We start from the raw sequence: 17,364 nt of genomic DNA on the forward strand, positions 1-17,364 counted from the left end.
AAGGAGAGTAACTCATGTCGTCGATTGTTGTTGTTGGTGCTAACTGGGGTGATGAAGGTAAAGGTCGGATTGTTGATTATCTTGCCGATCAAGCTTCAGCCAGTGTTCGTTTTCAAGGCGGAAATAACGCCGGTCACACCGTAGTTAATGAATTCGGAACCTTTAAATTACACCAATTGCCGAGTGGCGTGTTTAATCCAGATTGTTTGGCGGTACTTGGCCCTGGCATGGTAATAAGCCCTGAGTTATTGTCAAAAGAGATGGCGGAAGTTGAGCAATCAGGCGTATCGCTACGCATGGCGATTTCCGATCGTGCGACCTTATGTTTGCCTCTCCATGCTTTAGAAGACAGCTTAGAAGAAGCGCGTTTAGGCGATCGCGCCTACGGCTCTACTCGTCAAGGCATTGCTCCGGCTTATGGTGACCGAGTGATGAAAAAAGGCATCTTAGTCGGCTGGCTAAAGCAACCTGAAGTATTACAAGAACGCATTCAATTTTGGTTAGATTGGAAATTGCCTCAACTCAAAGCCCTTTACCCAAGTTTTGAGTTTACGCAAAGCGCGGCGGAAATGGCAGCATGGTTACTAGAGGTTGCTCAGCCATGGTTAGCATCCGTGTGTAATGTCACTGTACCGCTAAAAGCGATTCAAGCTCAGGGCGGAAATTTGTTGTTTGAAGCCCAGTTGGGTGCTGGCCGTGATTTGGTGTACGGAGAATATCCTTGGACAACGTCCTCTCATGTCACTTCCGCTTACGCAGGTTTGGGCGGTGGTTTACCCGCATTGCGTCCAGAGCGAGTCATTGCCGTGGCGAAAGCCTTTAGCTCGTCGGTTGGCACTGGCACCTTGATCACCGCGATGGAAGAGCAAGATGCGTTTCGTGAAAAAGCCAACGAGTTTGGCGCGACCACTGGTCGTCCACGTGATATGGGCTATTTTGATGCCGTAGCAACCCGTAATGGGGTTGAGCTACAAGCGGCCACCGAAGTCGCTTTGACCAAAATTGACTGCTTAACGGGCTTATCTGATCTGAAAATTTGTGTCGGCTATCAAGGTAATCACAGTGAAAACCCGATTTGGCCACAAACGGCAGCCCTTGCGCCTATTTATGAGCAAATGGAAAGCTGGCAAGAAGACATTACCGGTTGTCGCACTTTTGAAAGCCTGCCGCTTGCGGCTCAAAAATACGTGCTGCGGATTGAAGAGCTATTGCAAGTGCCGGTATCGATGATTTCGGTGGGGCCGGAACGTGAGCAAATGATCTTACGTGGTTAAGGACCACTATACCCAAACGACTTAGAGTTGCAGCTAGGCGGCAAGTGAGTTCATTCCCATGAGTATAGGCTGGGGCTAATGAACGTAATCAACACCGCTACAGCTTCAAGTAGGAAGGGTATACCTCTGCAACAATAAATAAAGGTATCAGTCTCCCGGCACTTGCTCTGCTCGGGAGACTTTTTGTATGCTGTGCCTCTCATTACCCACCGAGTCTAAGTGACATCATGTTAGAAAAAGAAAACCTACTCAAACTCGCCAGAATGCCCATGCCTTTTGGCAAATACGCTGGTAGGGTTTTGATCGATTTACCTGAAGAGTACCTACTGTGGTTTGCCAACAAAGGCTTTCCCGAAGGTGAGTTAGGTCAACTGCTTCAGTTGTGTCTAGCATTAAAAATCGAAGGGTTAGATTCAGTGGTAAAGCCGCTTCAGTACTAAGATCTGTTAATATGGATTTTAACCAATAAGGTTCTATATTGGTACGTTATGTGTAAATAAAGAAATCAACAGATGGTATTTTAGATACTAAGAAAAGAGATCAAAAAATGAGGTATAGCGGGAGTTAAATATGAACTAACGTTAATGCCCCCCTTTCAGGGGGCTATAAATCTACAGCATCATCTAAGGTTTCGGGTTTTAATTTTTAATTACTCCAATTTATTTTATTAGATATTTCTAATGTTTTGTTATATGCGTGATTAACCGCATTATTATGATATGAAGAGATCTCAGAAAATAAATTATAGCTCATCGGAACATATGGTTCTAAAGCAGAATTAAAAATGTTATAGGCTTCATTAAATGAATGCCCACCGCTAAAAGTAAGAAAAGCAGCGGCTTGCAGTCTAGCTGTACTAATTTGAAAATCTTTATTTTCTTTCATAATGATTTGAAATAGCGGTTCTAATAAATTACTACTACCAGACATCCCAATACCGATAGCCCTTCCTTTTTTTATTGCATTTATATTGTGTATAGAATCTTCATTATAGGTAGAAGGACTTATGTACCTATCTATTGGACGAACACCAAGGCCTAGGCCATGTACATTTTCAAAAAGCCCATCGTACTGATAATCTAGTAATATTCCAGAACGATGATTTTCTTGGTGTTGCATGCTTTTATTTTCAATCAATACTCGTTGTTTTTTTATTTTTGATATGTACTTTTCCGTTGCTTTTTTGCACTCATCTCTTAATGAAGGATATACGAGCATTGCTTTAACACCTATGCTTGATAACAAAAAGCTAGAATATTTATTCTCAGACTTAAGCATGGAAATGTAATTGTTTTTTGTTGGATTATCAAAAAAATCATATACTTCTGGTATGTTGACTCTCCAAGGTTGCGGATCATTTATCATCATATCTTTTATTCTTTCAAAATGTTCAAACCCACGTTCAGGTAATTTTTTTATCAAAAAATCAACAATATACTGATGATTTTTATTTTGGTTTGTATCTGTTTCTTCCAAAATAAATTCTGCAAGATTTGAATCAAATAACCTACCGTAAAGGTTATCATTAGCAAGTGTTTTTGGTACTTGATTTGGAACAGTGTCTATTATCTCTTTTACATGATGGATAATATTGGAAAACGAAGGTTTATCACTCAATTCATCATAAATAAATTTTAAATTATCACGAGAGCAAGAACCATCTAAAAAAATAAATTTTAATTTGTTTAATATACTATTTTTTTCTGAAAGTTTTATGTCAGAAAAATTTATTAAAGAAGCAATATCTATATATGCACTATGAGGGGTTCTAACTGAAGACAAGTTTTCTTGAGATCTGTTTAGTGGTTTTATTATATACTTTAATAGAATATTGTATTCAGAAATGGACAGTTCCTTTTTTATACCACTAATCTTCCCATAGCCATCTACTATTAATTTTTCTTCAAAAACTCTAGATGATTTAAAAATATTAGGGTTAATTGACTTCCCTATGATTCTTTTAGTTATTTGATTATCATCTATTTTAATAAAGTTAGTTTCGTTTTTTTTTTTTTTTTATAGCCTAAGAAAACTAACATTCTATGTATATTAGAATGTTTTTTTTGAACATTTTTTATAGAAACAATTTTATTTTCTATATCATTAGGTTTTATTGATGATAGTTTATGATAAATACTATTTGTTACAATATTAGATGTCTTCATTTTTTGTCCAATAAATATGACACACTTAAATATAGGATTTTAAGTGTGTGGATATATTAAATTTATTATATTGTTAAGAGATGCCTATTTTTTCTGAAACCCAGCTATCAATTGATCTTTTAGTTAAAATAGTAGTGCCACCATAATTATTTTCAGCATAGTTAGATAAATGTTCATTTGTTTTATTTTCAACGAGTTTGTTAATCTGAGTGGTCACATTTACTCTTAAATTAACACTTACTTGACCTTGATCTAGCTTCGCTTTATCTACCGCACTTCTTAGTGTTGCTTGAAGTCCAGATCTACCAACACACGCCTTATCTACTCCTATCCATTTTAGGAACGATTTTATGTAAATTTTTGCTTGTTGTGAGTTTATTTCTTCTCGTATCAGTTTTGTTTCTATTAAACCTACGCCATAACATGCAAAGTGTTGTTTAATTTCTTCTTTAGTAGGTGATGTTAAAGGGTTATTTTTATCTTTCATTATCGAACTAAAAGCATTATCAACTACTTGATTAACTCTTAAATCAATGATCTTATCTGATTGGTATTTGGATAAAATATGTTTCCCGCACTCATTATACTGTCCTATTTGATTCATGATTGATATCACTCTCTCTTGTTGTTTTAATTCTTTTCTAGTTTTAGACTTTCTAGAGAATGAATTTCTCATTCTATTTATATCCGTGTTACGGATTGATTTTATATCCATGTTCTCTATTTTTTTTAATTCACTCTCAGATAAAGAGCTAGTCGGTAAAAAACAGGAAAAAAGAGAAGAGATTGCCATGATATTACCTATCTAAAGATTAATGGTTAACTAAGTTGTAAGTTAATTAATAACTCGATAATTTGAGTAGTTAATATTACTCATTGGGATGGTTTTATATCACGATATTTCTTATGAAAATTTATTACTGCCATTGAAATTAGTGTTTACGTTCCCCGATTTTTGATGCTATCTATGTTATTATATCACATTGTTGATGATTAAAATAAATTGTTAAATCATGTGGTTGACAAAAAAGTACTTTTCTATTAGTTCTATTAGTGACAGTGTTATTGATTTTTTTGAAGATGAGTAGAACGCGGTAAATTATTATCAGGATAAAAACGTAACCAGGGTAGGGTGTAATATTTTCCTATTTTATATGGATTTATGTTTACTTTACCATATTAGTTAATTTATAGATGAATTAAAATTCAAATTTGGAAGCTACCATAGTTTTTATGTGCAATTAAAATTAGGCTGGACATAGTGGAACAGTTTAGCTTTTCCATTAATCTTCTTTTATAAGTACTCACTGTTTTTTCACTAATATTTAGTATATTAGCGATTTGGTAGTTTCGATAACCTTGATATAAATATTTAAAAACGGTCAATTCACGTGATGATAAATGTGAGAATGAAATTTCTTCGTTCTGCATGCTTCTGCTCTTTTTCAAATTTAAAAATAATTCATATGGAGTGATTGTGAGAATCTTAATTTTAATTATGAAGTGTAATATAAGGTTGTGGTAGAGATTTTTAATGATTTTTTATGATGATAATTGATTTTTTATGTTCAGAAATAATCACAATTAATCATTTTTGATCCCACGCTCTCGTTGGTACTATTCTTGCTCATTTTTCTTCCTTTTAGAGTTTTTGGGAAGAGGGAAGTTAACAATCACGAGGAAAAATTTAATGCCAACGATAAATCCTGCTTCTACTAGTGGTGAAGTAAGTGGAAACCTGACAACAACATACATTAATGATACTTTTAATGGATTAATTTCAAAAGCTGATGAGGCAATCGAGAAATTTTTGACTGAGAAAAGCGCTGAAGACGGTACACTAAATTTATCTGCTTCTGATTCTTTACAACTTCAGAAGTTGATGGCTGAGCAAAGTATTGCAGCACAAACAGCAACGACAACCTTGAAATCGGTAAAAGACTCAATTATTGCTGCGGCAAGAAATATCTAGATTTATTAAGGCAAGGGGGATCGCCTGAGCCTTATATTTTAAAATATGGTGAGAATATGCTCCAGTTACTCAGTCCTGATAACGCTTACTCGGGCGCAAACTTACTATTACTATTAGTTTTGGTATTGTTATCAACGGTATTTTTTATCTGCTTTTCTGGCTTTGTAAAATACAACATTGTATTAAATATCATCAAAAATGCAGTCGGTACACAACAGATACCTCCAGCGATAGTTGTGAATTTATTGGCAGCCTTAATGGCGTTGAATAGTATATGGCCTGATATAAAACCAGGAATTGAGCGTATAAAGCCCTATTTTTCTGAACAGTTTGAAAGTGAACAAGTTTTTGATATTTTTTATGAGCCTAGTATTGAAGAAGAAAGTCACCCTAAAAAGATAACAATGTACTATTTAGCCAGTCATGTTTTTGAGTTTTTCCCTGAATTATTAGAACGCTCCACAATAAAGACAAATAAGTTGCTTTCTATGATTGATATCCCGATTAACTTTGATGAAAGCACCGATACATTTAAATATTTTTTTGGTAGTTTGGTTTTGGATCTCTATGAAGGATTTGAATTAGGATTGAAGTTGTATCTGGTATTTGTAAGTATCGACTTTTTGATTGCTGTGATACTCAGTGGAGTAGGGATGACGATGTTGTCACCGACGGTAATATCAACACCAGTTAAGCTAGCAGTTTTTTATTTTTCAGATAGCTGGACTCTTTTATTCCGAGTGTTATCTTGATATGGAGACATTATTTTTTCCAAATTGGTTTTTATTTGCTGGGTTATTTTTATTTCTCAAAATTTATAATCCTACTCGGCTTTATTTGGATAATACCACATGTTTAGCGATTGCCATCGTCCTTGCGATTGGGCTGAGTTCCAGTGAAAAAATACAAGTACCAACGTTTTGGTGGATCTTGAGTGTAGTGTTTTTTGCACTAATTGCTTCTATTCCATATTGGTTAAGCGGAATAGTGGGCAGTGTTATTCAGCAGTTGTTATTGCTTAATGAACAGTCAGTTCAGGATCGACGTTTTACCGATGAATCAGAAGCACTTGCGAAAATAAGTAGCCTTATTTTTATGATGTATGCTCTTGAGGCTGGAACTCTGTTTCGACCTATTTTCGATGTGTTCATGCATACTCATGATGAATACATTAGTCATCCTTTTGAAACACTTTATTTTATGATTGTTGATAGTTTATCGATGATGATGGTGGTATCGGGTAAATACTTGATTTTAATGATAGTGATAACGGTAGGCTGCGGTTATATCGACCTGTTTTTTAAAAAGGCGTCACTCTCTATGTTTGTTACGATAAATGTTAAAGCGATCGTAATTGTTATTATTCTTAATCTTTGGTTGTTGAGTGACCAATTTTATGTGTTTAAACAAATGATGCAAAAGGTAGGTTATGAATAGAGTAGAAATGATAAATAGGCATGCTGTTTTACAAGTGCATAATAGTATGAATGATTTTGAAACGGTTGCCCAAGAAATTTCGCGATCTGCAAAAGTACAAAATGAAGTGACCACTCACATTAAGGACGGAGAAATCACCGAAGATGATGAGATGCTGAGTCAAGATGAAACGGTAGATATGATATTAAAACAGTCTGTTATGAATCAAACTCTACGTGAAATGAAGCAAAATCAGGAACGCATAAAAGAGATACTCAATGAAGATTAAATTGTTAGGATTAATTTTATTTTTTTGTGCCACGATAACGCATGCGAGTATCTTGATAAAACAAGAAGATATTGACTTAAGAGCTGCGTTGTCAGCTATTGCCAAAGATATGCAAGTCAAGCTAGTTAATGATCTTGACGATCAAACACAGCGCCATACCCTCACTCAAACGCTTTCTGGCGAGGGTCCTGTTTTATTAAAGCAGTTGTCTGAGATTTATGATTTTGACTGGTATGTATACGGTGGAATGCTGACGGTTGAAGCAGGAAAGACTTACGTCAACTATGCCTATAAACCACGTAATATTTCTTCTCAAGCGTTATTAAAAGAGTTAAAACAGACTTTTAACACAAATGCTACCACTAAGCTAAAATTAACTGAGCGAGGTAATTCAATTCTATTTTCCGGCACACGTAGGTTCGTTAATGATGCTGTCAGCTATGCTAATATGGTAGACAAGAACCAGTTTTTAGAGAAAGGGAACAACTTAGAATTAGCCAGAATCGAATTTCATTTTATTTCTGTCATTGATCGTAGTGTCAGTTCTTTTGATAGTACAGTTATCTTCCCTGGTGCTCAAACATTGATTGCTGCCGCTATAACTAACATGGGGCAATTTCAGAATGTCAGTGATGGAGAAATAGTACAGCGTGCATATAAAGTGAAGTTGAGTGAAGCTGAAAAGCAGCAGCTTGATGAGGAAGAAAAAACCTCGAAGGTACAAGCTATACCGGCAGCTAATGCTCTTTTAGTCCGTGGTACTCCAGAAGAAATTAAGCTCGCAAAGCGTATTGCAGCTTTGATCGATATTAAGCGGCAACAATTGCTTTTTTCATTAAAAGTATATGATGTTGCTGTAGATCGTAATGAAAATTTTGGTATTGATAGTTCTTGGTTAAATGGTACCAAAGGTATTTACGATATTATAGTTCCACCATTCACTCAAACAGCTGATTTTATGAGAAACTTTCAGGCATTATCTTCAAATGGTATTGCTCGTAGTGTTTATCAAACTAATCTTTTAGTACTCGAAAACCAAAAAGGCCATTTTGGTAAAAAAGAAACGGCAACCATTACCTTGATTTCTGAGCGGCAAGTTGAAGTCCAAAAAATAGAGGCTGATAACAGTCTATATGTCACTGGACGTTTATTGCCATCGGGTAATGTACAAGCGAAGGTGGAATATATAGAGGAGTCATTAGGTGACAAGGATAGTGAAGGTAAGAAAAATGAGCCTCCAAGAGTAAGTTCACAATCAATAGAAACAGAAGTATACATTAAGCCAAATCAAACGGTTATCCTCGGAGGATTTGATAATACCGTCACTCAATCAACAACTAGTAATGTCCCCGTACTGTCAAGTATTCCTTTATTGGGAGAATTATTTAAAAATACTTCACAAAAAAAGTATAAAGTCAGACGTTATGTCTCGGTATCATTCGAGGTTATTGATTGATGTTAAAATACTTCTTTAAGGTAAAAGAGTTATACCAAGATACTGTAATTTGCCATGTATCGATCGATACTTTTGTTGGTCAAGAGTGTTTTATATATACGGCAACAGGAGAAAAAATTCGTGGTGAGGTAATGAAAGTCTCTCAACCGAGGGTAGAGATAAAGTTACTTCAGCCGGGCGCAGTACAACGTGGTGGGCGGATAGAAATCACACCTCGCCGATTTTGCTTTCCTCTCAATGAACATGCGCTCGTTGGTAAAGTGATCAACTGTTATGGCGAGTCGCTTTATGGTGATGATTATTTAACTCAACCTGGTGAATTTGTTGATTTACCAATCCTTATTGAGCCTATCTCACTACAGATGCGAGCGCCTATTGAAACGGTTTTTCCGACTAAGATTAAAATTATTGATGGTTTATTTACTATTGGAGAGGGGCAACGTGTTGGTTTGTTTGCGCCAGCTGGAGCTGGCAAAACGACTACAGTATCTATTATGGCGAATAACATGGAGGCTGACGTTATTATTTTTGCCATGATTGGTGAGCGAGCTCGTGAAGTTATTGAGTTTTTAGAGGGAGAGATTGGCCCAGAAGTTATTCGTAAATCAATCACTATAGTTTCTACATCAGAAGCAAATCCTTTAGAGAAAGTACGTTCTGGTTTGGTTGCTGTATCTATAGCTCGCCATTTTATGGCTCAGGGAAAAAAAGTTGTGATCTATTTTGACTCATTGACTCGTTTTGCTCGCGCCCAGGCGATGTTAGATGGCACGCCAATTAAAGATGGCATTCCAATAGGTGTATCGCTTGCTTTATCTCGATTAGTTGAAAGTTGTGGCAACTCAGTGCACGGTTCGGTAACTGGTATTTTCACGGTCTTGATAGAAAAAGAGATTGATGATGATCCGATTGCTCATGAAGTGAAATCATTAATTGATGGTCATCTTGTGTATTCCACGATCATCGCGTCCACAGGACGTTACCCAGCGATCGATGTATTAAAGAGTAAAAGTCGCCTACAAAATAAGGTTCAAGATAAAAGATACGTTCAATTATCGGAGAAAATCAAAGATATGGTGTATCGCTATTTCAATGTTGAGCTATTGATTCGAGTTGGAGAATACGAAAAGGGCAATGATTTAGAAACTGATAAAGCAATTGATCTTTACCCAGTGATTATGGAGTTTTTAAAACAAGATTTTAAAGGTGTTGAATATGAAGAAACACTCGAAGCTATGGAAAGAATTTGGTCAGATTATTGATATTATCGATATTCGAATTAATAAACAACAGAGAATATTGGTTAAGTTAAAAAAAATTAGCCAAGAACTGCAAAAAAATATAGACGAATATTGGCAGCGTATTAATATATTACAGCTAGAGCTAAAAGATTTGGCTGTAGTAAAAGAAACTAATGCGTTGAGTCGTCTATTTATGCGTCGAGAGAGTATAAAAACGAGCATTGAATCGGTTTTTTTTGACGTATCGGTCACACGACAAAAAGCAGAGGATTTAGCCTCTGAAATAAAACATGTGGAAGCAAAAAAAAGACATCTTGAAAAACGAAAAGATGCTCTTAGTGAGATCAGAGAAAAATTGAGGTTTGGAAAAGAATGCTAAATAAAATAAACCAGAACTCATTGAATTCTTTGATAACTGAAGATAGTCATTTTGAGAACATACTGAATGAATGTTCAGATGATGTTAAATTAGTTTTTGCTAGTGAAACTACAGTAAGAAAAAATAAAAAAAAGAAAAAAAACACTTTAAAAACGCCTCATGATGAGGTAGAAAACAAACCAGCTATCGAATTAATGAGGAATATAATTTTAGTGAAGCAAGGTGATGCATCTCTAAAGCCGAAAATATGTTCTAATCTTAGTCCTAGCATTGCTCTGAACGCTAGGATAATAGGAGCGAATGTAAGTCGAGGGGAGGGAGTATCCCTTACAAAAAAAGAAGCATCACTATTGGTACCTAATGAAACGAAGGTAAACACACGTGGCGAAAATCTATTTTTTCAAACTAAGCCTAAAGCTACGTTATTTCATAAGGATATAGCACCAGTATCTCCTTCTCTAACCATAAAAGATATACCAACATCGACACTAGACGATACTAAACAATATGGCCATGGAATAGAGCATCTAATTCCTAAAGAAAAAACGTTAATGGTATTGAATAGAGTGAGCGTCGAATCACAAGGAGTAAGATTTGCTTCTGAATCTTCTAGCTTTATCTTGCCTTGCGTTAACTCACTCTATGTTTCCCAGAACCAGAAATGGCCGATAGTATTTGCTACGAATAAAGAGGTTGTATCTTCTTCAATCTCTATAGAAGATACCAGTTTTTTGAAGAACGGACATAAAAACATAGTTGGAGTAGAGCTAAATTCTTTATATTTAGACAATATTAATTTAAATCATGGTGTTTTTAACAAAACTTCCTTGGTGAACTTAAACCATCTTAATTATTCATTATCACCAACGCTGTTTTGGCAATATCCTCAGGTGAATAGTTACCGAGTTTTTTTTGCTAGAAAATACTACTTGTTTACATTTGAAAATAACAAAGTAACCAGTTTTTTAGAGGAATACTATGACCGTACTTGATGTTACAGCTGCATGCCTAGATATTGTAAAAAATGCGATTATTATTTTTTCTTTAAGCTTTGTTGTTACTGGTGTTGTTGTCGGTTTGTTACAAACAATATTTAGTGTTCAAGACCCTGGTTTACCAATGGCTGCGAAATTAGTAGTATTTATTATTTTACTAACACAAGTAGGAGGAAATATTTATGAACAGTTCCACTTACTATTCCATCTATTATAGGTTTTAAAATGAAAAAATTAAGAGAAGTTGTGTATAAGGCATTAGTAATTAATTTGGGTGTGCCATCTCACTTTCTTTCAAGAATTGAGGATAATTTACCGATCTGCATTGAACTCACTGGCGGAGAAGAAATTTATATTCACTTGCAAAATGAAACCTTACAAATTTTTCTAGAAAAAAACATACCTGATCAAAGAGTAGTTATTGCTAAAGCTAACAAGATTCTAGATACATTATATCGAGATGGTGATGTATTTTTATGCCTTAAAAAAGAAAGGATTATTTTTGTATCTGAATTATCTATTTGTGAGTATAATGTTGAAAATATATTAACCCAGCGATTGAAATTATTCAACAATTTAATTAATCAGTTGAAAAGTTAAATTTAATTGAACTATCATGTAATTAATAATATATTCTAAAATAGAATCTTTCGATATTATTTTGGCGGTTTCCTAATCAACGGTAGTGCTCTACTAAATAATCTGATTACTTTTTTATTTTTGCGCAATCCAAGTTTATAAAAAGAAACCGCCCCAGCTCGGTTGATTATTGATTAAAACGACAAGTTTTAGACATACTTAGCATCAGAGCTTTGATCATATTATGTTCCTATAAGGCTGTGCTACTTCTTGGAAGAACGAAAGCTACTGTTCGCAGAATGGATAAGTATTGTAACAAGATCCCTTTTGCCATAAATGTCATTACTTCATATCTCAATGACGACTCTAAGTATTTGCTTGAGTAAGTTTGACAGTACTTAATTGTCAATTTTAGTCGAGAAACTTAACTTTGTCGCAATAATTTCGCGACTATCAGTATCAAGATGGAATATTTGCCAAACTCTGCGTTTGTCGTTTGTGCCGTATTTTTGACTCCTCATTTACTTATTACTAATGACTAAGTGGTATTCACTCCTCTCGTTTTCATTTTGAATGAGATGTCAACATCTTTAGCGCGACAACCTATACAAGTGTAATATAATTACTGTAACTGAACATGCCTTTGTTGCATTAAACAATAATCATTCATCAAGCGGTGACAAGCTTATTAAAGCCTTATTGGTTGGTAGACGCTAAAGAAATCGAAGAGTTTTATTCTGAATTTAGGCATATACTCCTCGCTTATTCACTATTACGAAACAAAGCCACGGAGCATGTGCAGCTCCAATATAGAGTTAATCATCCTTTGCAGCGTAAGCAATGGCATTGAGAAGAGTCGCTTAATAGTCAGTACCGTCGCAATCGGTCGATCACTGAAACGGTGTGTTCTCTCACGTTTGTTTTGTTTGTCTTGTTTCCAATCCCGTATCACATCTTCACCAATCCAGAAACTAAGAGAGCTATGATTGATTGAGGCTTTACTATTTACAGCTGTTCGTTTTTTAACCCAGCTGAGGCATGTAGAGTGGCAGATCAGATCGTAGAGCCTTGCTTTAGTTCGTCTGACTTGCGCGGCAAGATCTCGCCAATGAAAGTTTGGTCTGAACAGAAAGGGTGTATGTTCAGTCACCATAGCAAATATAAGATTCATGGTATATTATCAATTATAACCCTAATCATAGTCTAGATGGATAACTATGTCATATAAGCTTTGTTTTATATTAATTTTTATTTTTTATGCGGGAAAAATAACTGCAGGAAATTTAGTTTATGAGTTATACCCTAGTGATATGGTGAAAAGGGAAATGAACTGTGAATTTGATTATAAAAATATAAGTGTAGGTCTTGTAAGAAATATAGGTGAGCCATTTTTAATTAATTTTAGTAGTTATCTTTCAGGGATAGAAGTGGACCATGTTAATTTACTTATTCCATGTGCAAAAGACAAAATAAAGTATGTTTTTTATGATTCAGTTAATGATGCTAAATCATCGATGGAGAAAGGTGAGATTCAATTTTTTATTTCAAGGAATAATACGGATTTTTCTGGCGACGAGTATAAAAAAATAAAGTTTCGTGATGATAAATATATAGGTTTAAATTTCAATAATAAATCTTTTAAGCATGAGGAAGTTAAAATTGGTTATGTGGACGAATGTTTTTATGAAGAGTTGTATAGCTATGGTTATAAAAATGTGGTTTGTATTAGCTATAGCAGTGAAAAAGATGCTTTTATAGATTTGATAAACAATAATATTGACATTTTAGTAATAAAAAAAATATCAGAATCCTATTTTAGGAATAAATTTAGATTTAAAGATCAATATGATGTGATTTATTTTAAAAATGAGTTAAGTAATTATTTAATTTATCAGGATAAGGATAATGAAAGTTTTTTAGACCAAGAACGTTTAAAGTATAAATGGCAGCTTGTAAAAACCATATGGTCTAGAGATGTAAGTAATAATGAATTGACTACATTATCTGAAGATGAAAAAAAGTGGGTAGCTGAAGAATCTCCTATTATTAAAGTTTCATTTAATCATTCCTTTCCTCCTTACACTTTTTATGATTATTATGGTAATGAGTCGGGTATAATACCAGAGCTTCTTACATCTATAGGTATTAAAACAGGTTTAAGATTTCAGTGGGTAAAAATGAATGATTTACCAGATATTGTTAAGAGTATAAAAGATGGTATCGTGGATATTGTACCTTTAGCTGCCTATAATGATGATTTTAAATCCAAGGTGTTATTCTCAATTCCATTTTCATTTACAGATATATCTTCAGTAAGGCGGATTAAAGATGAAAAAGATGAAATAATAGCAATATCCAGTACGTATAGTTTACAATCTTATATTTCAAATAAGTTTCAAGATAAAAAAATTATTATTGCTAAAAATACATTATCCGCAGTTGAAATGGTTGCAAATGGGAAAGCAGATGTAGCGTATGGATATAGTCATGTTATGGAGTTTTTAGTTGATATTTACTTTCCTGGTAGTCTAGTAAGTCAAGTAATGCAATTTTCATATCAAGGAGACCTAAGATTTGCAATCAGTAAGGAAAATGATAATGCTAAATTGATACAGAGTATATTAGATAAAGCTATAGAAAATTTGGGGTTTTCCTATGTTGATGGATTAACTGCGAAGTGGGACTCTTATTTAATAAACTCAAGTGAAGTATGGGTTGATAAAGAAAGAGAAATAAAAAAATACTATTATTTAATGTTGGCCTTATTATTTTCTATATTGATCTATACTGTTTTTTATTTTATCAATGACTTCAAAAGAAAAAGACGATTAGCTGAATATGAATTTAAGTCTCGATTAATAGATGGTATCCCAATACCAATTATTGTTCGAGACAATGAATCTAAACTTATTCATGTTAATAAGGCATTTACGGATTTTTATCTATCCACTGAAGAATTAGTTTTAGGAAAGAAGACTTCTGAATATCGTAATGACTTTCTGGATGATGACTTTTTCATTAATAGTGAAATGGAGTTTTTTGAAATAATTAAAAATAGAGAGTCGGTCTATAAAGAAATAACCCTGACCCGTAATGGAGAAAAATTAATATTAAATGAATGGTCTGTTCCCTATTACTATGATGGAAATATTTCAGGTGTGATTACGGGTTGGATTGATATGACGGAAATAAATTATCTAAACTCGCAGCTCATTATCTCTAGAGATGAAGCATTAAAAGCCAACAGGGATAAATCAAACTTTATAGCAGTTATGAGCCATGAAATAAGAACCCCATTAAATGCTATTATTGGTTCATTAGAAGTTGCACTTATCGATAATGAAAAAAAATATCTTAACCAAGCATACACAGCATCATTAGATTTAATGTATATTTTGAAAAGCATTCTAGATATTTCAAAGGTTGAATTTATATCTTCGGATTTAAATATTGAGTGTGTGAAAGTTAAAAATTTAATTGAGAGTGTTTCTTATATATTTAAACCATTATCTATAAGTAGAGGGATAGACTTTGTTATAGATATTTCAATAGACGATGATATTGAAATATACACGGAGGTTAATTATTTAAAACAAATATTGAACAATATAATAAGCAATGCAATAAAATACACTGACGTTGGTTCTGTGTCCGTTATTTGTTATTTAATGAATAAGGATATAAACATTGAGATAATTGATACTGGAATTGGGATGTCTCAACAGCAAATTAATAATTTTGAGCACCCATTTGTGACTGAATCAGTAAAAAATGATAGTTATGGATTAGGTTCATCGATTATACATAAATTATGTTCAACATTGAATATACAGTTGAATATAATAAGTGAAGTTAATCAAGGGAGTAAATTCCATTTAATTATTCCAAATGCATTTAAGTTAAAAGGTTTAATTAAAAATGACACAGGAAGTCAAGATGATATTGATTTAAAAGGAAAGAAAGTACTTGTTGTTGATGATTATGAAATGAATTGCAATATAATTGAAAGACAACTAAATACTTTAAATATAGATGCAACAATATGCAGCAGTAGTATTGATGCTTGGAATTTAATCATTCGTGATCAAACAAAGTTTGATTTAATAATTACAGATTGTTACATGCCAGAAATGACAGGTTTTGAGTTGAGTGAAGTTATTCGATCGTGGGAAGTTAAAAAAAATAAAAAACCTATACCTATATTAGGTTTCACCGCCAACGCTCAGCAAGAAACATTTTCATTATGTATAGAGTCTGGAATGAATGATTGTATATTTAAACCAGTAACACTTAAATTGTTAAAAGAAAAAATCATTGCGACATTACAAAAAAACTATTGTTTTGATATGATTAATATTTATCGCACATCACATGAAATAGGTATGCCATTTGAAGAATTAATGGTATTAGTAAGCAATGCGTTAAAAGACGCTTATGACAATATCATGATGCCTAACAACTCTAGTGCTGATGTTTCAAATTTTATTCACAAATTAAAAGGCATAACTAAAATAATTGGTGATAAAAAAATCCTGGAGCTAATTAATGATTTTGAAAAATATAAAACGGAAGATGCACTAGATGATATTTTATTAAGGCTTGAGTTTTTAATCGAAAATATAGATTTGTTAAAATAAATTTTGAGGGTAACTTATGGCTAAGTTTTTACTGGTAGATGATCACTCTATAATAAGAGAGTTTTTAAAGAACATGCTAGTATCTATGGGGCATGAAATAGTCGATGAAGCAAAAACAGGCATAGAAGCGATAAAAAAAATTAAGGATTTAAATCCTCATTTTGTTATTTTAGATGTCGGTATACCTGAGCTTGACGGATTTGAAGTTATTAAGCGCTGCCCATCAAATGAAGAATTGAATTATATTATATTTTCTTCTATGCCAGTTAATAACATCAAAGAACAATTTAGTCAGTTTAGTGGTATATCCATTATATCAAAACAAGAAGATGTATATGATATAAAAAGAATGTTAGGTTCATTTATAAACAAAACCAGCTTGACATATAATAATCAACAAAATTCTTCAAATTCAGAAAATGCCACATATAACTTATCCTCACGAGAGTTACTGGTATTAAAGTACTTGTCTCAGGGGTATAGGAATAAAGAAATAGCTAACATATTAATGATTAGTGAGAAAACAGTAAGTACCTATAAAAAGAGAATAATGGATAAACTCGGTTGTTCAACAATATCAAGCCTTATATTATTCTCACACAGAAATAATATTTTATAATTGTATTACTACAGCAAAACAATGCTTATTTCATCAACTTGATGTCGAGTATTGTACTCCGTGTCGAGGGTTAAACCGTTGCCATGGACGGTGAAATTTCACGATGTTTATAGGACCAAAACCAGGTTGGTCTAACACACTATCTACTTTATTAGCTCAACGCTCTTGAAGGCCAGTTGTAGGCTAAGGGTAACTAGAACGCATAGGTGCAATTACGCTATTAGCTTGAAGTCAATAGAAAAAATTGCTTTACCTGAACACAAAGATGTAGGAATTTTCCTAAACATTTGTGATTCATTAGATGCTTTTCATTTTTGGTAATAATATTTCAGTCATTAGTTG

Annotated in this window: 18 protein-coding genes; 14 read left to right on the forward strand and 4 right to left on the reverse strand. The window is 33.6% G+C overall.

Features of this window, described 5'->3' with window-relative positions; translation table 11 throughout:
• Positions 1-14 precede the first annotated feature (14 nt).
• Both AACS00_RS08190 and AACS00_RS08195 read left to right on the forward strand, forming a co-directional pair.
• Positions 15-1,274 (forward strand): adenylosuccinate synthetase, encoded by a 1,260-nt coding sequence (locus tag AACS00_RS08190; protein ID WP_072670889.1) that lies wholly within the window; start codon positions 15-17, stop codon positions 1,272-1,274.
• A gap of 227 nt (positions 1,275-1,501) precedes the next feature.
• Positions 1,502-1,714, forward strand: coding sequence for a DUF3820 family protein (locus AACS00_RS08195; RefSeq protein ID WP_072670890.1), 213 nt, complete (start codon positions 1,502-1,504; stop codon positions 1,712-1,714).
• Between the two features lie 205 nt (positions 1,715-1,919).
• Here the strand turns inward: AACS00_RS08195 and AACS00_RS08200 are convergent, their stop codons facing one another.
• The 3 genes from AACS00_RS08200 to AACS00_RS08210 all read right to left on the reverse strand — a co-directional run bounded on the left by AACS00_RS08200 (position 1,920) and on the right by AACS00_RS08210 (position 4,870).
• Positions 1,920-3,056: a hypothetical protein gene (locus AACS00_RS08200; protein ID WP_110167076.1), complete on the reverse strand. Its 1,137-nt coding sequence runs from the start codon at positions 3,054-3,056 to the stop codon at positions 1,920-1,922.
• A gap of 456 nt (positions 3,057-3,512) precedes the next feature.
• Positions 3,513-4,232 (reverse strand): hypothetical protein, encoded by a 720-nt coding sequence (locus AACS00_RS08205; RefSeq protein ID WP_072670892.1) that lies wholly within the window; start codon positions 4,230-4,232, stop codon positions 3,513-3,515.
• Positions 4,233-4,645: 413 nt separating this feature from the next.
• On the reverse strand, positions 4,646-4,870 hold the full coding sequence (locus AACS00_RS08210; protein ID WP_072670893.1) for a response regulator transcription factor: 225 nt from the start codon (positions 4,868-4,870) through the stop codon (positions 4,646-4,648).
• 259 nt (positions 4,871-5,129) lie between these two features.
• Here AACS00_RS08210 and AACS00_RS08215 point away from each other — a divergent pair, with 259 nt between their 5' ends.
• From AACS00_RS08215 to AACS00_RS08260, 10 genes are read left to right on the forward strand one after another with little or no spacing between them, the layout of a single operon-like run.
• Positions 5,130-5,411 carry a hypothetical protein gene (locus AACS00_RS08215; protein ID WP_072670894.1) on the forward strand — a complete coding sequence of 94 codons (282 nt, stop codon included), beginning with the start codon at positions 5,130-5,132 and terminating at the stop codon, positions 5,409-5,411.
• A 56-nt stretch (positions 5,412-5,467) separates the two neighbouring features.
• Positions 5,468-6,163 (forward strand): flagellar type III secretion system pore protein FliP, encoded by a 696-nt coding sequence (locus tag AACS00_RS08220; protein WP_072670895.1) that lies wholly within the window; start codon positions 5,468-5,470, stop codon positions 6,161-6,163.
• 1 nt (position 6,164) lies between these two features.
• On the forward strand, positions 6,165-6,848 hold the full coding sequence (locus tag AACS00_RS08225) for a type III secretion system apparatus protein VscT2 (protein ID WP_072670896.1): 684 nt from the start codon (positions 6,165-6,167) through the stop codon (positions 6,846-6,848).
• Positions 6,841-7,116 (forward strand): hypothetical protein, encoded by a 276-nt coding sequence (locus AACS00_RS08230; RefSeq protein ID WP_240004071.1) that lies wholly within the window; start codon positions 6,841-6,843, stop codon positions 7,114-7,116. The genes AACS00_RS08225 and AACS00_RS08230 overlap by 8 nt, the downstream gene beginning before the upstream one ends.
• Positions 7,106-8,572 carry a secretin N-terminal domain-containing protein gene (locus tag AACS00_RS08235; protein WP_072670897.1) on the forward strand — a complete coding sequence of 489 codons (1,467 nt, stop codon included), beginning with the start codon at positions 7,106-7,108 and terminating at the stop codon, positions 8,570-8,572. Before AACS00_RS08230 ends, AACS00_RS08235 begins: the two co-directional genes overlap by 11 nt.
• Positions 8,572-9,834, forward strand: a complete 1,263-nt coding sequence (gene vscN2, locus AACS00_RS08240) for a type III secretion system ATPase VscN2 (protein ID WP_072670898.1) — start codon at positions 8,572-8,574, stop codon at positions 9,832-9,834. Before AACS00_RS08235 ends, vscN2 begins: the two co-directional genes overlap by 1 nt.
• Entirely contained in the window at positions 9,788-10,192 is a 405-nt protein-coding gene (locus AACS00_RS08245; protein ID WP_072670899.1) for a hypothetical protein, read from the forward strand. Before vscN2 ends, AACS00_RS08245 begins: the two co-directional genes overlap by 47 nt.
• Complete coding sequence (locus tag AACS00_RS08250) at positions 10,186-11,184, forward strand: hypothetical protein (RefSeq protein WP_110167078.1); 999 nt, start codon at positions 10,186-10,188, stop codon at positions 11,182-11,184. Before AACS00_RS08245 ends, AACS00_RS08250 begins: the two co-directional genes overlap by 7 nt.
• Positions 11,171-11,404 (forward strand): flagellar biosynthetic protein FliQ, encoded by a 234-nt coding sequence (locus tag AACS00_RS08255; RefSeq protein ID WP_072670901.1) that lies wholly within the window; start codon positions 11,171-11,173, stop codon positions 11,402-11,404. Before AACS00_RS08250 ends, AACS00_RS08255 begins: the two co-directional genes overlap by 14 nt.
• 8 nt (positions 11,405-11,412) lie before the next feature.
• Positions 11,413-11,787: a hypothetical protein gene (locus AACS00_RS08260; RefSeq protein WP_110167079.1), complete on the forward strand. Its 375-nt coding sequence runs from the start codon at positions 11,413-11,415 to the stop codon at positions 11,785-11,787.
• A 751-nt stretch (positions 11,788-12,538) separates the two neighbouring features.
• Here AACS00_RS08260 and AACS00_RS16745 read toward each other — a convergent pair.
• A complete protein-coding gene (locus AACS00_RS16745; protein WP_110167080.1) occupies positions 12,539-12,937 on the reverse strand; it encodes a transposase in 399 nt (132 codons plus the stop codon).
• A gap of 46 nt (positions 12,938-12,983) precedes the next feature.
• Here AACS00_RS16745 and AACS00_RS08265 point away from each other — a divergent pair, with 46 nt between their 5' ends.
• A complete protein-coding gene (locus tag AACS00_RS08265; protein ID WP_110167081.1) occupies positions 12,984-16,403 on the forward strand; it encodes a response regulator in 3,420 nt (1,139 codons plus the stop codon).
• Between the two features lie 16 nt (positions 16,404-16,419).
• The gene (locus AACS00_RS08270; protein ID WP_072670905.1) at positions 16,420-17,022 is read left to right on the forward strand and encodes a response regulator transcription factor; all 603 of its coding nucleotides are present in this window, start codon (positions 16,420-16,422) and stop codon (positions 17,020-17,022) included.
• Positions 17,023-17,364: the final 342 nt, after the last annotated feature.

The organism is Vibrio sp. 11986-1-5 (assembly GCF_963878025.1).
Taxonomy (GTDB): Bacteria; Pseudomonadota; Gammaproteobacteria; order Enterobacterales; family Vibrionaceae; genus Vibrio; species Vibrio injensis.

What these genes read in the sequence shown, in the direction of transcription:
- AACS00_RS08245 (WP_072670899.1), top strand. Translation starts at nt 9,788, where the DNA reads ATGAAGAAACACTCGAAGCTATGGAAAGAATTTGGTCAGATTATTGAT.
- vscN2 (WP_072670898.1), top strand. Translation starts at nt 8,572, where the DNA reads ATGTTAAAATACTTCTTTAAGGTAAAAGAGTTATACCAAGATACTGTA.
- AACS00_RS08230 (WP_240004071.1), top strand. Translation starts at nt 6,841, where the DNA reads ATGAATAGAGTAGAAATGATAAATAGGCATGCTGTTTTACAAGTGCAT.
- AACS00_RS16745 (WP_110167080.1), bottom strand. Translation starts at nt 12,937, where the DNA reads ATGAATCTTATATTTGCTATGGTGACTGAACATACACCCTTTCTGTTC.
- AACS00_RS08215 (WP_072670894.1), top strand. Translation starts at nt 5,130, where the DNA reads ATGCCAACGATAAATCCTGCTTCTACTAGTGGTGAAGTAAGTGGAAAC.
- AACS00_RS08225 (WP_072670896.1), top strand. Translation starts at nt 6,165, where the DNA reads ATGGAGACATTATTTTTTCCAAATTGGTTTTTATTTGCTGGGTTATTT.
- AACS00_RS08270 (WP_072670905.1), top strand. Translation starts at nt 16,420, where the DNA reads ATGGCTAAGTTTTTACTGGTAGATGATCACTCTATAATAAGAGAGTTT.
- AACS00_RS08195 (WP_072670890.1), top strand. Translation starts at nt 1,502, where the DNA reads ATGTTAGAAAAAGAAAACCTACTCAAACTCGCCAGAATGCCCATGCCT.
- AACS00_RS08205 (WP_072670892.1), bottom strand. Translation starts at nt 4,232, where the DNA reads ATGGCAATCTCTTCTCTTTTTTCCTGTTTTTTACCGACTAGCTCTTTA.
- AACS00_RS08250 (WP_110167078.1), top strand. Translation starts at nt 10,186, where the DNA reads ATGCTAAATAAAATAAACCAGAACTCATTGAATTCTTTGATAACTGAA.
- AACS00_RS08260 (WP_110167079.1), top strand. Translation starts at nt 11,413, where the DNA reads ATGAAAAAATTAAGAGAAGTTGTGTATAAGGCATTAGTAATTAATTTG.
- AACS00_RS08220 (WP_072670895.1), top strand. Translation starts at nt 5,468, where the DNA reads ATGCTCCAGTTACTCAGTCCTGATAACGCTTACTCGGGCGCAAACTTA.
- AACS00_RS08190 (WP_072670889.1), top strand. Translation starts at nt 15, where the DNA reads ATGTCGTCGATTGTTGTTGTTGGTGCTAACTGGGGTGATGAAGGTAAA.
- AACS00_RS08255 (WP_072670901.1), top strand. Translation starts at nt 11,171, where the DNA reads ATGACCGTACTTGATGTTACAGCTGCATGCCTAGATATTGTAAAAAAT.
- AACS00_RS08210 (WP_072670893.1), bottom strand. Translation starts at nt 4,870, where the DNA reads ATGCAGAACGAAGAAATTTCATTCTCACATTTATCATCACGTGAATTG.
- AACS00_RS08235 (WP_072670897.1), top strand. Translation starts at nt 7,106, where the DNA reads ATGAAGATTAAATTGTTAGGATTAATTTTATTTTTTTGTGCCACGATA.
- AACS00_RS08265 (WP_110167081.1), top strand. Translation starts at nt 12,984, where the DNA reads ATGTCATATAAGCTTTGTTTTATATTAATTTTTATTTTTTATGCGGGA.